This is a genomic window from Bradyrhizobium sp. USDA 4486, from assembly GCF_054057995.1.
The window spans coordinates 7,876,383-7,889,018 of sequence record NZ_JBSRZV010000001.1 but is presented as its reverse complement, the minus strand read 5'-3'; the positions used below and the strand labels follow the sequence as shown (position 1 = coordinate 7,889,018).

Below are 12,636 nucleotides of genomic sequence, written 5' to 3'. Positions count from 1 at the left end.
CCGATTGAAAGGAATGGATTGCCACCGTTCGTCCCCACCGAATGAGGGCGTCCACAGAGGGCCCTCAGATGGGGATGATTAGAAAAAGCACCAATGGACTTGGCGCAACAACCGCTTTCGGTGATCGTAGGCTGGCGTAGAAAAAGGAAGACTGAGACTGATATTCGGCGGCCACTCAATCGTACCCGTCCACGGCGAGGTGTTGTTTACCACGCGGCATCGTCTTCCGCGGGCGGGAGAATGACCCAATCCTCATACGAGGTTGCCGACAGGGCAAGGTCGAAAACATCAGCCGGCGCCAAGAACGGAGTCGACCTCATCCGTGAAGCTAGGTATCCGCCCCAAGGTAGCGCGAACCAGAGCAGCGCCGCGATCTGAAGTGCTACGTTGAGACCGAACGCGACTTGATAGGCCTGGACGGGCCTATGGCCACCATTCGCAGACCATTGCTCCAGAATCAGGCCAGTCCCGAATTGAGCCAAAAATGCCCAACCGAAGTGCAGGACGTTCAGGGCGCCATTGGCGCGACCAGCTACCTCAGGCGGAAAGTAATCCGCTATCACCGCGAAGCTGGCTACACTGGCCGTTCCGACGATGGCGACTACGGACCAGGGCACAATGGACGGCAGAGGTGCTCGCAAGGTCAAGGCTAACTCGGCTGCGACAAACAGAACTGCTACCATCACTAATATCCTCTCCGCCCCGATTCCCCTCCGCTTGATGTAATGGACCGTCGTACCGAACAACCAGGCACCGCCGCTCAAGACGATCGACATTGTAAGAAGCTGTCGGACCAGACTTGCGCGATCAAGCCCCTCGACGTCTGTCAGCCATGGCGATGCCCACAAACCTTGCAGAGACCAGGCCGATCCAATGCAAGTCGCCGACAACGGTGCGATTCGCCAGAAGCGCCGATCGCCGAAAACGGAGCCAAGGGTGGCGTGCACGGTTGATGGGACAATGGGTCGTTCAGGCACCACGACATAGATGAGAATGGCCGTCACACCCGTAGCGGCTGCCAGGATTTCAAAGAGCGGTCGCCAGCCCATCCAGGCGAGCAGGTGCTCGACGGGAGCCGTAGCGGTCACCGCTCCTAGCGATCCCAGCATGATCATGTAGCCGTTCAGCAAGGCAACTCGCTCCCTGGGGAACCAAAGGATGATGGATTTGAGTCCTGCCGTCAGCGCCGCGGCCACGCCGAGTCCAATCATTGCACGGGCGATCAAAAGTGACAGGAAGCTGGTCGATACCGCGAACAGCCCAGCGCCCGCTGCTGCGAGTAAGAGCAGAACACTTTGGACGCGCCGCGGACCAAAGCGGTCCAACAGTATACCGACGGGGATCTGAGCCGCCGCAAAAACCAGGAAATAGACTGACGTGAGCAACCCGAGGTCGGCAGTCCCAAGCCCGGCATCCGAGCTGAGATGACTGGCGATCAAAGCGTTGATCGTTCGAAATAGATACGAAAGATAGTATCCAGCAGCAAAAGGGAGAAAAACGCGCGCAATTCCACGCCATCCATTTGAAATTTGCATGCCGGCCCCTCTCGCTGTCAGCTCTTTTGAGCCGATAGCGCGACCAGCTTTTCGTCAGTTCGGCTAAATCGCTGCGATCGTAGGCTGGCGTAGAAAAAGAAGGACCGGCGAAGTGGTCTGTCTACATGGTTCGATCAGGTTTCTTCGGCCGGTTCCTGACGGCGGATATCTTCCGGAATTTCGCGCAGAAAGCTTTGCCCCTTTTGCAAGCGGCGCCCGAGCGCTTCGACAAATCCTTCAAACCGCTCCCGGCCTTTTGCCTGCGCGGCCGCCTGCGCGTCGTTGGGTAGTGGGGGCGTGATCATCAGCCAGAACCGAATGAAGAGCGCCAAAGTCTCGGCTGTCAAACCAACGTCGCGCTCTAACCTCTGCATCTGACGGGACAGCCGATCCAGGCGCCGGGCAAAGGCTGCCTCCCGCCTGTCCGCACCGTCCGGCGATAGAAACGAAGCGACAGCCGCTTCCACGATAGCAGACCGGGAAAGTTTTTTGTGATCGGCGAGGTCGGAGATCTGTTTCAGAAGTTCTGGCGGGAAATAGACGTTCATCCGGTCGCGCATATTGCCTCAGACCTCCATACCGTCATTCGGATCCATGGCGACCTGACGGGCGACGCCACGCATCTGCTGGCGTATAAGTCGAGACTGGCGGACCGCATCCTCGTCATCGTCAAGAACCACGGCAAACTCCTCTGCCGGTGTCGGTTCGGTTGTCTCCTTGGCGATCGCGACGTGATCGGGGAGTTCGGGCTCGCGACGGAGCCCGCTGTTCGCCGTGTCGTCCTCCGCCTCCGCGGCTTTGTCAGTTGGACCTGCCGTCGACTTCAATGGTCCGCGCGCTGACCATCCGTCCGACCATCCGTCCGTTCGCGATGATCGGCCGGCGCTCGCCGGATCGGGCGGCGGCAGAACCCGCTCGGTGAACCGCCGATCCTCGTAGTAGCGGACCTTCTTCGCCCGGATCGGCGCCGTCCCCGCCACCATGACGATCTCGTCCATCGGCGGAAGCTGCATGACCTCGCCCGGGGTCAAAAGCGGCCTTGCCGTCTCCTGGCGCGAGACCATCAGGTGCCCCAGCCACGGGTTCAATCTGTGACCGGCATAGTTCTTCATCGCCCTCATCTCGGTCGCCGTACCGAGCGCGTCGGACACACGCTTCGCCGTCCGCTCGTCATTGGTCGCAAAGCTGACCCGGACGTGGCAGTTGTCCAGAATGGCGTTGTTGGGCCCGTAAGCCTTCTCGATCTGATTGAGCGACTGCGCGATCAAGAAACTCTTGATGCCGTATCCCGCCATGAAGGCGAGCGCGGATTCGAAAAAATCGAGCCGCCCGAGTGCGGGAAACTCATCGAGCATCATCAGAACGCGATGCCGGCGATCGCGGGCGTGCAAGTCCTCGGTCAGGCGTCGGCCGATCTGATTCAGCACCAGCCGGATCAGGGGCTTGGTCCGCGAGATATCCGAGGGTGGCACCACCAGGTACAGCGTCGTCGGGCGGCTATCTGCGATCAGATCGGCGATCCGCCAATCGCAGCGGCAGGTCACCTGGGCCACAACAGGGTCGCGGTAGAGCCCAAGGAACGACATCGCGGTAGAGAGGACGCCTGAACGTTCATTCTCGGATTTGTTGAGGAGCTCGCGCGCGGTCGAGGCGACCACGGGATGGGCGCCCTGCTCGCCGAGATGCGCCGTGGTCATCATCGCCTTCAGTGTCACCTCGATCGGCCGCTTCGGGTCGGACAGAAAAGCGGCGACGCCAGCCAAGGTCTTGTCAGCCTCGGCATAGAGGACATGAAGGATGGCGCCGACCAGGAGCGAATGACTGGTCTTCTCCCAATGGTTCCGCTTGTCGAGGGAGCCTTCGGGGTCGACCAGAACGTCGGCCACGTTCTGGACGTCGCGAACCTCCCATTCCCCTCGGCGGACCTCGAGGAGCGGATTGTAGGCTGAGGACTTTGGGTTGGTCGGGTCGAACAACAAGACGCGCCCATGCCGCGAGCGGAAGCCGGCGGTCAGCTGCCAGTTCTCACCCTTGATGTCGTGGACGATGGCCGAGCCAGGCCAAGCCAGCAACGAAGGAACGACGAGCCCGACACCCTTGCCGGACCGAGTCGGTGCAAAACACAGCACGTGCTCCGGTCCGTCATGGCGGAGGTAGTCGCGGTCGAGCTTACCCAGCACCACACCATCCGGACCGAGTAATCCCGTCGCCCGAACCTCCTCCGCGTCAGCCCAGCGCGCAGAACCATAGGTCTCGACATTCTTGGCTTCACGTGCCCGCCACACCGACATGCCGATCGCCACCGCGATCGAAATGAACGTCCCCGACGCCGCGATGAAGGCCCCCTCGACAAAAACCTGCGGAGCGTAGGCGTCGTAGACGAACCACCACCAGAAGAAGACGGGCGGGTAATAGATCTTGAAGCCCAACAGTTCGAACCAGGGCCGCCCAAGCTCAGGCTGCCAGGCGAGCCGCCAGGCCGTCCACTCGGTTGCTCCCCAGATGGCCAGCAAGACGATCAGGCCGACAACGATCACCTGCCCCCAGAGTATTTTGGTTCCGGACATCCCGAACGCCCTTCCGCAACTGAACTAGCGAGATTGCTAGAGGCCAAGGTCGCGCTTCCGACCAAAGCCCCATTCGATGCCACCGCCGTCCTTCACGACGCCGGTGACATGTTGGCCGAGGCGCTTTTCGAGTTCGCGCGACCAGGGCACGAGCTGGAAGCCGAGCCCATTGTCGATCATGGCGAAGCGTCCCGAGGCGAGCGTCAGACGCTGGCGATACGTGCCCGCCACATGCTCCCCGGAGTCAGGCTTCACGTAAGGGAGGCTGGTGTCGGCCGAGACTTTTGCTGCCACCTCCTCCACCTCACGCCGGCGCAACGTGTTCAGGAGGTCCCGCTGCAAGATGACGCGTTGGCCCTGCCGCCGTGCCAGGCCCTTCTGGATCAGATGCTCGGTACGGGCTCCCATGGCGTCGCGGGTCTCGCGGCCGAATCCGCCCATGGCCAGCGGCATGGGGTCGCGTTCGACCAGCCTGTAGTCGAGCCAGGTTGCGCCCTTCGCGGTGACCTGCTCGGCTAGATCGAGGTCAGAGCGGATGGCCAGCACCACGGTCGTCCGCGGATCGCCGGCCTGACCGAAGCGTCGGACTTCGACGATGCCCCCGACCGGCGGTGCGTGGTCGAAGGCCTCGATCCCGCGGAAGCGCACGTGGTGTGCACGTCCGTCTGTTCCGTCGATCAAGGCGTAGGCCTCGCCAGTCAGTTCGTCATGCAATCCACGGCCGACCAGCCGTCCGATGATTTGGGACGTCGGCTGTCCACCCTCGATGACGAAGTCGGCAATGCCGCGCGCTTCACCACGCTCGGTAAAAGCGCGGTGCATGGTCTTGATGATGTCGCCGCGCATGCCAAGGTCGCGCAAGCTGCGCTCGGCCTCGAGCCCGACCATCCACTCCCCCGGCCCGGCGGAGACAGCAAGGCCCATCTTCTCCAGGTGTTGAAGGCGGCCGACCATCAGGCGCCGGATCTCGGGATCGGACTTGCCATGATTCTGTGGGCGAAGATCGATAGTGCCGGTCTCATCTGCCGCCAGCCGGATTTCCCGATCGAGCCGCGTCCATCGCTCCGCAGTGACTTCCCTCTCCAGCGAATTGCGGATCTCGTGCTCAGGTTTTGGACCGAGTTCAATGGCAACCAGTTCCTCGGCGCGTGAACGCAGGCCCCGGCTGATATAGTCGCGGGACATGACGAGATCCGCCCCTTCCTCATCTACTCCCCGAACCAGAAGATGGACGTGAGGATTGTCGGTATTCCAATGATCGACAGCAACCCAATCGAGCCGTGTGCCGAGATCGATCTCCATTTGCTTGGCGAGATCGCGGGTAAAGGCCTTCAAGTCGGTCATATCGCCGGCGTCCTCGGGGGAGACGATGAACCGGAAATGATGCCGGTCGTCCTTGCACCGTTCTGCGAAAGCCGCGCTATCGGCGCGGTCGCTGCCGGCATCGAACATCTCGGCCCGCTCACCACTCCGGGTCACGCCGTCGCGCTTCAGATATGAGAGATGGGCGGTCAATGGTGCTGAACGGAAGGCCCGTCCTTTGTGACGAACCACGCGCGCCTTCACCATGACACGCCGTGTCGGGCTGAACAATCTGGCGCGGCTGAAGGCGAGGCGCCCGCGGCCAAACGTCGAGCGCCCATAGGACGCAGAACGCCTGCTGGCCACGACCTGACCCGAGGTGTGTCCGGCTTTCTTCGCGGCGCGCAGCACCTGGTTGATAAAGCTCTTTTGCTTCGGCGCGCGGGTACTGCGGATGCGCCCGGGCCGAATACGCAGATCGCTGTCGCGCACGCTCACGGCATGGCCTCCAAACGATTAAACACCCACACGGTGCTGAAAACGCCCTTGATTACATTCGTCAAAATGCAAGGCGCGGCACGCGTCCCGACCGACCGGCACGCCAGAACCCAAGCCATGCCAATGGCTTGCGGTTCGACCGGCGAGCCCCTTTTATCTCGCCTGGTCTCCCGGTCGCTAGTCGTGTTCGTGGTCTCGCGCTCGCCGGTTCCCGAAAGAGCCGCCGCAAATTGGCAGCCAACTCGCGAAGCCCCCACTGCTTCCGAGCGCTTGCGATAGCGATCGTTACCCGAAGGGCCGAGACACCCGAAGGGTGGCTCGGTGAGGAGCGAAGCGACGAGTAGAGCGCGGGCCGAAGGCATCGCCCATACGCCATCGGCTTGCGAACCCGCACACTTGGTCATTGCGATGCTCCCGAATGCGATCGAGGGACGAACATGCCAATTGGCCGAGGCACCATGGGCGAAACATCGGGCGCCGAGATTGCGGTCGTGACGCCGCTCGACGGCATGAGCGCCGGTAACCGGTCGAGCGTTTTCATGAGATCGGATCGCCTGACAAACAGCGTCGCAACTGCTGATGCCTGTCCGCTGGATGTCCACCTCGGCGGGAGTTCGATGGCAAGCAGATTTGCAAGCTTTGCAACGTAGGCTCGCGTCTCCTCTGGCAAAGAGCCGCCTGCGAGATGCTCTTCATAGCGAGTTGGTCCCGCGTTGTACGCGGCAAACACGCCAGGCGCGCCATACCGATCGAGCAGTTCGCGCAAGTAGGCCGTGCCGGCCAGAATATTGTCACGCGGGTCGTAGGGGTCGTTCCCGAGATTGTAGCGCTCGCGAAGTTCCGCCCAGGTCGCTGGCATGATTTGCATCAGGCCCATTGCGCCTTTCGGCGATCTGGCGCGCACGTCACCAGCACTCTCGATGCTTTGGACTGATCGGATCCAGTTCGGCGGAATAGCAAAACGTTGTGAAGCTTCGTTGATGAAGCTTGCAAACGAGTTAGGTGTCTGACGTCCGGCTGATGCGCTCTGGGCCAAAGCAGCACTGTCGGACGCGGTCAGAAGAAGCAGCACGGGCAGGACAGCACAAACACACGCGCCCAACTGAGCCAAGCGTGCTGTCGCGCTCGCGCCGGCCTTACAGACCTGGATCGGAATGCAGGAATGGCCCCGCAATCGATCGAACAGAGGAATGGCGGGGTTGGAGCGGGGAACACGCACGATCACTCCTCCCACGTCCATACGGGCAGCGCACGGCCGATCACCGCCGACGCAGGCAAGAATCCGAAATATCGGCCATCCAGGGAGTCGCCGGACTGCCAGTTCATCAGAAACAGCTCGCCGTCTCCGATGACACGGCAGCCCTGCCATTTCGGCAATGGCCGCCCACGTCCGTCGCGATCCCTCGCCTCGCCCACCGAGACGTCATCGACCGAAATCGTGAGGCCGGTTCTGCAAACGGTCTGCCCAGGAAGGGCGAGCACGCGCTTCAGCATGGGGACTCCAATGGGCAAATAGCCGTTAAGGTCGAGCAAGGTTGCGAGCGGCTCCGGCGGCTGCACGGCGACCAATTCAGTGACTTGGAATTGGTCCGCCGGTCGGAGGCGGTAGAGACCGATCGGCACGCTCGCGGATGCGTTCCAGATGTAAAGCGGAAGCGGCTCCAGGACGATCGTCGCAATGAGCGCAGCAGCGAGCCCAATCGTCGCGGCCACCATCATGAGGCGGCCCCTCATCGCATCACCTTTTGGCGATGAAGCCAGGCCTGATGGCGCGCTTTCGTGTAGGAACGTGGGTTTTCGTTGACGGACAGGCGGTTATGAACGTGGTGCCAATGATCGGGCGCAACATCAACCGGATCGATGGCGAGCGCCTCAATGGCATCGATCATCTGCAGCACGCGCTCGACTTTCGACCAACCTGAGAGACGCAGCAAAATCTCTCCGCCGGGTGTCACATATGGCACGGTCGAGCAGCGCTGTCCCGGTGCGACCGCTCGCAAGATGTCGATGCGAGAAATGATCGTGCCAAAATCATTGGAGGTCCAACGGACGAAGGCAAAGATGCTGCCGGGCGCAAATGACAGGACGCGCCGATGGCGATCAAGCTTCCGTTCCTTGACGACGCGACCAAACCGAATGCGGTTTTCGATCCGCTTCTCGAGCCACAACACTTCCACTTCCGTGTGATCGCTCATGCGGCGACTCCCCGACACTGGAGCTGGCAGCCGTGAGCTTGAGGCTCGGTGGAGAATGTGTATGGCCTGCAAAGCGAGGCTGGACTCTCGGACTGCCGTTGCCGAGCGTCGCCATGTTCGCTTTTGGCCAGGTGTGTTAGAAGAAATCCGAAGGATTTCTGGTTAGCCGGGGTACTGACCGGTGTCCCCTCGGCGGCCGCATTGCGGCGATGATGCCTCACAACGATTCGCGAACGGAACGCGCGGTGCGTTCCGGCGATCGGCGGTGGAGGCGAACGATGGACTTCTATGCAGGGCTCGACGTGTCGCTGGAGGCGACAAACGTTTGCGTGGTCGATGGCGACGGCCAGGCCGTCCGGGAGGTGAAACTCGAGACCGATCCGGACGCGATCGAGCTGTTTTTGGCGGAACGGGGCATCCACCTGAAGCGCGTCGGCCTGGAAGCGTTCTCCTACTCGGCCTGGCTGTTCACGGCGCTTTCCGAAAAGGGCCTGCCGGTGATTTGCATTGAGACCCGGCATGCCAAGGCGGCGCTGAACGCGATGCTGAACAAGACCGATAGGAATGACTCCAAGGGCATCGCCCAGATGATGGGGACCGGCTGGTTCCGTGCCGTCCACGTCAAGTCGGAGGGCGCGCAGATGCTCCGCGCGCTGCTCGTCGGGCGCAAGGCGCTGCTCGGCAAGGTGCTCGACATGGAGAACATGATCCGCGGCCTGTTGCGCCCGTTCGGCCTCAAGGTCGGCGAGATCTCCGTCGGCCGCTTTGACGCGCGGGTGCGCGAGATCGTGGCCGGGAAGAGGGATTTGGAGGCCCTTGTCGCACCGTTGCTGGACGCCCGAGCTGCCATGCGGCTGCAGCTGGCAAAGCTGCAGCGCCTCGCGCTGGCAGCGGCGCGGAGCGACAATGCCGTGCGGCGGATGATGACGGTGCCCGGTGTTGGCGCACTGGTGGCGCTGACCTTCCGCGCCACTGTCGGCGATCCGGCGCGATTCAGGAAGTCGACCAATGTCGGCGCACATTTCGGCCTGACGCCGCGGCGTTATCAATCCGGACAGACCGATCGCATCGGCGGCATCTCCAAATGCGGCGACGAGCTGACGCGGGCGATGCTGTACGAGGCGGCGATCGCGATTCTCACGCGCATTCCGAAGAATTTCAAGCTGCGACTGTGGGGCCTGCGGCTGGCCAGGAAGAAGGGTCTGAAGCGCGCGGCAACCGCGGTAGCGCGCGCGCTCGCCGTGCTGCTGCACATCTGGATCGATGGCACCACCTTCCGATTTGGCGCCGGCGGCAAGCGCGGCCGGGTCGCTGCGGTGATGTAAGGGCCTCCGCAACCCGGCCGCTTCCACGCGCGCCTTTTCCTTCCGCCACGGCGGAGCAGCGTCTCCCGAGGAGACGGGGATGTGGGTGAGATCGCAACTTTTCTTGCCGGCGGCTTCATGCAGGCGATTGAAGCCATCATGCACGACGCAGGTTAGCCTGACCGCCCATTCCTCAGATTCTGGCTTGTGGTGGCCATCGCGCCAACCACGGATATTAGCGCGTTCTCCTCGACGAGCGAGTGGCCGCAAAAGGACGTGGCGCGCATCAGGTGATGATGTCGACGTCAACGATCGCGCAGATTTGCGCGCGATCGCGTTGGCGCGCGTGCATTGGCGACAACAATCGTATTGCAGCGAAGCTTTGCGCGTGAGAGAGTGGATGCATGAGGCATCCTCAAAGCACGCGCGGCCGACTTGTTCACAACGTACTGATTCACAACAAGAAGTTAGTGTCAGTATGTTAGTAAAGTTAGAGCGGCTAGAAAACGCGGAGAAACAACCTCTTAAGTCCGATTCCGGTCCTCGATAGCACGAGAGTCGGGTCCCCGATAGCACGAGGGTTGCGGTCCGCGATAGCACGAGCTGATTCACAGGTTGTCCTTTCGAATTTGAAGGAGACCGCGCCGACGCAGGCGGGCCGTTAAGGGAGCAACAGGCGTTGGCGTGAAGTTCAGCAGATCGATGCCGTTCGGGTCGCGCGTCAGCACGAGCTGATAGCCGGGCAATGTCTGGCGCTGAACGATCTGGCGCACGTCGTAAGCAAAGTGCTTGAGCGGCGAGAGGATGCCGGACTTGGCATGGAGGTGCCCAAGATCAAAACTCCAGCCGCCGTCCTGGTGCCCACCGTGCTTGCGCACGAGCCGGTACAGCCACCGCTCAAGCCCGCCTGTGAGCTCGAAATAGGCACGGTCGATCGTCAGCACGAGCGCGTCATCGATGACGCCCGCGTAGAACCAATCCGGCAGGATCAGCTCGAGTCCGAACGGACGTCCGTTTGCATCGGACGTCTCCTTCCACTCGTTGATCCAGGAGAAGCGATGTCGTCGCCGCTCTGCCGGCTGGCGGATCGACGTCAGCACGGTCGTTGACTGAAGTCTGTCAAGAGCAGCCTTCAGGCGGTCATAGTCACGTGCGCTGGTGCCGCGACCCACGAACGTCAAAATCTCGTAAGGCGTTGCAGCCATCAGGCGCGACGTCTTCAAGCCGGCGTCACGGGCTACAACGATCTGAGACGCGGCCCAGATCAGAACATCCGCATCCCAGATCGTCGCCATGCCATGTTCCGGCACGGCTTCGACACGAATTGCGATCGCGCCGGCTCGGAAATCGATCGGCACGATCCGCTTGGTCTTTGCGAGCGAGAAGAACGGATATGCCATCAGATCCTGCGCGTCGCGGGGCGCAAGATCACCGGGCAGCGCCCGAAAGAGCTCAAGCTGCTCGCGCTCGGAATTGTGTCTGCGCCGCATGGTCACTGCTCTCACGCGGCAATCAGCGACGTTCCTGGCCCGCATAAGGGCGCAGCACTGGGTGCTTCTTGGCCGGCAGCACGGTCCCCTTCCCGGGGTCGGAGGTCGACGTCTTGGCGCCGCGATCGGCCCACGCTTTCAGATCATCGACGGCGTAGACGACACGTCCGCCGATCTTCCGATACGTCGGTCCGGTGCCGTATGTGCGGTGCTTCTCGAGCGTGCGACCTGACAAGCCAAGATAGCGCGCGGCCTCAGGTGTACGCAGGAAGCGCGGGGGAAGACCGGCCATCGGATCGGACATTTGAGAGCTCCAGGAGGACATCGCACTACGCTCGGCTAGGCCGGCGGCTGTGCGGTCATCATGGAGGGGCAGGATCTCGGAGGGGGATGCCGAATCTTGAGGGAGCGATTTTCGGCACCCTTGGGACTGCGCTACTCGTCCTTGCGCCCGGGCCGCAGGAGTTTGCGGTAACCATCGCGCATCAACGCGATGCCGCCTTGTACCAGGCGGATCGTTCGATTGCGCAGATCATGCGTCTTCGGGGATGCGCTTTTTGCCGAACAGCGCTTCGGCGATAACGCGATAGCTACCGCCGGCGCTATGCGCATCGAGCGCGCGCATCGCGGCGCTCAGACGTTCGCGCCGCTGTTTGGACAGTGTGTGAAATGCCGGACCTGGCCCGCGACCATTCATCGCGCGCCACAGCCGTCGGGCTGCATAGGCGCGCGCGCCGAAATCGCCATCAAACGGCAGTTCGGCTGCGTATTTCGAGTCGAGCACCGGCGGCTCTTTGGAACAGACGCGGTGATCTACCGCACCGATGCGCAGCACGGCGCACCAGCCGTCGACAGTGCGGCGCTCCTGACCTGCTGCAAGGTCAAGCAGCGGCTGAGACGCTGAACTGCGATCGGCGGTCGAGGCAACCTTGACCGGAACGACCGCCCTAGAACCTCGGGCGCCCAAAAGATCGTCTTCTGGTCGAACGACCCCTGTGGGTCATGGGCGAAAGCAGATGCCCCATTTCCTCCTGAATGCGTCAGTCACTTCGCCGTTCGGACTGTTGGCAATCATCACCTCGTACTCACGCCGATAGTCGGCCTTACGACGAAGACATTCCCAGGCGATGTCGGTGACTTCCGCGTCTTGTAGGCTCTTGTAGGAATCCGGCGACCGCCAGTCGAATTCAGGCATTGCTTCCACCCCATTGCACTCAGCTAAAAAGGATTCGGGCAATTGCTGAAGCATTGGGGGTCGAACCGGGGGACCTGCTCAAAAAGGCTGCACGGCTTAGCAAATCGTAAGCCGCTTCAGGCTGTCCGCGAAGCGCCCCGCCCGGCGGACCGGACGGGGCTTGGTGGGGCGCTCTTAGTCGCCGGTCTTGCGCGGGCGCGACCAGAGCAGGGTGTAGCCTTCTCCGCCCTCGTCGTCGAACAGGCTTGCGTAGATCGGCGCGTTGAACGAGGGATCATCGAGCTTGAGCGAGAGGTAGTCGCGGCCCTCTTCCGATCGCTTCGACCAGGCCGCACCGATCTCCGCGCGACCCACATAGATGCGGTGGCTGGGAGCGTTGTCGTTGGACCGGTTGGTCTCGGCGACGATGCGGACCCCCTTGGCTTGCAGGCTCAGGGTGACGATCTCGCCCTGGAAATCGTTGCCGACCTTCTTGAAAGAACCGATGTTAGCCATGTTACTTCTCCTGTTATGTTTCGAGCCCGCGACCATCGCGGCCTCGATGGCGATC

General features: G+C 62.1%; 12 protein-coding genes and 1 pseudogene. 1 reads left to right on the top strand and 12 read right to left on the bottom strand.

Annotated features, from left to right (window positions below; all coding sequences use genetic code 11):
• Positions 1 to 206: 206 nt before the first annotated feature.
• The 7 genes from ACVWY3_RS37215 to ACVWY3_RS37185 all read right to left on the bottom strand — a co-directional run bounded on the left by ACVWY3_RS37215 (position 207) and on the right by ACVWY3_RS37185 (position 8,097).
• A complete protein-coding gene (locus ACVWY3_RS37215; protein WP_456842889.1) occupies positions 207 to 1,535 on the bottom strand; it encodes an MFS transporter in 1,329 nt (442 codons plus the stop codon).
• 134 nt (positions 1,536 to 1,669) lie between these two features.
• Positions 1,670 to 2,095 carry a CopG family transcriptional regulator gene (locus ACVWY3_RS37210; protein ID WP_456842888.1) on the bottom strand — a complete coding sequence of 142 codons (426 nt, stop codon included), beginning with the start codon at positions 2,093 to 2,095 and terminating at the stop codon, positions 1,670 to 1,672.
• A gap of 6 nt (positions 2,096 to 2,101) precedes the next feature.
• Positions 2,102 to 4,102 (bottom strand): conjugal transfer protein TraG, encoded by a 2,001-nt coding sequence (locus tag ACVWY3_RS37205; protein ID WP_456842887.1) that lies wholly within the window; start codon positions 4,100 to 4,102, stop codon positions 2,102 to 2,104.
• Positions 4,103 to 4,138: 36 nt separating this feature from the next.
• The gene (locus ACVWY3_RS37200; RefSeq protein WP_456842886.1) at positions 4,139 to 5,902 is read right to left on the bottom strand and encodes a relaxase/mobilization nuclease domain-containing protein; all 1,764 of its coding nucleotides are present in this window, start codon (positions 5,900 to 5,902) and stop codon (positions 4,139 to 4,141) included.
• 400 nt (positions 5,903 to 6,302) lie between these two features.
• The gene (locus ACVWY3_RS37195) at positions 6,303 to 7,121 is read right to left on the bottom strand and encodes a lytic transglycosylase domain-containing protein (RefSeq protein ID WP_456842885.1); all 819 of its coding nucleotides are present in this window, start codon (positions 7,119 to 7,121) and stop codon (positions 6,303 to 6,305) included.
• Positions 7,122 to 7,123: 2 nt separating this feature from the next.
• The gene (locus ACVWY3_RS37190) at positions 7,124 to 7,636 is read right to left on the bottom strand and encodes a S26 family signal peptidase (protein ID WP_456842884.1); all 513 of its coding nucleotides are present in this window, start codon (positions 7,634 to 7,636) and stop codon (positions 7,124 to 7,126) included.
• Positions 7,633 to 8,097 (bottom strand): DUF2840 domain-containing protein, encoded by a 465-nt coding sequence (locus ACVWY3_RS37185; protein WP_456842883.1) that lies wholly within the window; start codon positions 8,095 to 8,097, stop codon positions 7,633 to 7,635. Before ACVWY3_RS37185 ends, ACVWY3_RS37190 begins: the two co-directional genes overlap by 4 nt.
• Positions 8,098 to 8,375: 278 nt before the next feature.
• Between ACVWY3_RS37185 and ACVWY3_RS37180 the strand changes: the two genes are divergently transcribed.
• Positions 8,376 to 9,422, top strand: coding sequence for an IS110 family RNA-guided transposase (locus ACVWY3_RS37180; RefSeq protein WP_456842882.1), 1,047 nt, complete (start codon positions 8,376 to 8,378; stop codon positions 9,420 to 9,422).
• 587 nt (positions 9,423 to 10,009) lie between these two features.
• Here the strand turns inward: ACVWY3_RS37180 and ACVWY3_RS37175 are convergent.
• The 5 genes and pseudogenes from ACVWY3_RS37175 to ACVWY3_RS37155 form a co-directional block, all read right to left on the bottom strand.
• Positions 10,010 to 10,891, bottom strand: a complete 882-nt coding sequence (locus ACVWY3_RS37175) for a replication initiator protein A (RefSeq protein WP_456842881.1) — start codon at positions 10,889 to 10,891, stop codon at positions 10,010 to 10,012.
• A 22-nt stretch (positions 10,892 to 10,913) separates the two neighbouring features.
• The gene (locus ACVWY3_RS37170; protein ID WP_456842880.1) at positions 10,914 to 11,195 is read right to left on the bottom strand and encodes a helix-turn-helix transcriptional regulator; all 282 of its coding nucleotides are present in this window, start codon (positions 11,193 to 11,195) and stop codon (positions 10,914 to 10,916) included.
• 131 nt (positions 11,196 to 11,326) lie between these two features.
• Positions 11,327 to 11,588 (bottom strand): annotated as a pseudogene (locus tag ACVWY3_RS37165) (DUF2285 domain-containing protein).
• A gap of 303 nt (positions 11,589 to 11,891) precedes the next feature.
• Positions 11,892 to 12,086 carry a transcriptional regulator domain-containing protein gene (locus ACVWY3_RS37160; protein WP_456842879.1) on the bottom strand — a complete coding sequence of 65 codons (195 nt, stop codon included), beginning with the start codon at positions 12,084 to 12,086 and terminating at the stop codon, positions 11,892 to 11,894.
• 174 nt (positions 12,087 to 12,260) lie between these two features.
• Positions 12,261 to 12,581: a DUF736 domain-containing protein gene (locus tag ACVWY3_RS37155; RefSeq protein ID WP_456842878.1), complete on the bottom strand. Its 321-nt coding sequence runs from the start codon at positions 12,579 to 12,581 to the stop codon at positions 12,261 to 12,263.
• Between the last annotated feature and the right edge of the window lie 55 nt (positions 12,582 to 12,636).

Coding starts and splice junctions, on each gene's coding strand:
- ACVWY3_RS37215 (WP_456842889.1), bottom strand. CDS start 1,535: ATGCAAATTTCAAATGGATGGCGTGGAATTGCGCGCGTTTTTCTCCCT.
- ACVWY3_RS37210 (WP_456842888.1), bottom strand. CDS start 2,095: ATGCGCGACCGGATGAACGTCTATTTCCCGCCAGAACTTCTGAAACAG.
- ACVWY3_RS37205 (WP_456842887.1), bottom strand. CDS start 4,102: ATGTCCGGAACCAAAATACTCTGGGGGCAGGTGATCGTTGTCGGCCTG.
- ACVWY3_RS37190 (WP_456842884.1), bottom strand. CDS start 7,636: ATGAGGGGCCGCCTCATGATGGTGGCCGCGACGATTGGGCTCGCTGCT.
- ACVWY3_RS37185 (WP_456842883.1), bottom strand. CDS start 8,097: ATGAGCGATCACACGGAAGTGGAAGTGTTGTGGCTCGAGAAGCGGATC.
- ACVWY3_RS37180 (WP_456842882.1), top strand. CDS start 8,376: ATGGACTTCTATGCAGGGCTCGACGTGTCGCTGGAGGCGACAAACGTT.
- ACVWY3_RS37175 (WP_456842881.1), bottom strand. CDS start 10,891: ATGCGGCGCAGACACAATTCCGAGCGCGAGCAGCTTGAGCTCTTTCGG.
- ACVWY3_RS37170 (WP_456842880.1), bottom strand. CDS start 11,195: ATGTCCGATCCGATGGCCGGTCTTCCCCCGCGCTTCCTGCGTACACCT.
- ACVWY3_RS37160 (WP_456842879.1), bottom strand. CDS start 12,086: ATGCCTGAATTCGACTGGCGGTCGCCGGATTCCTACAAGAGCCTACAA.
- ACVWY3_RS37155 (WP_456842878.1), bottom strand. CDS start 12,581: ATGGCTAACATCGGTTCTTTCAAGAAGGTCGGCAACGATTTCCAGGGC.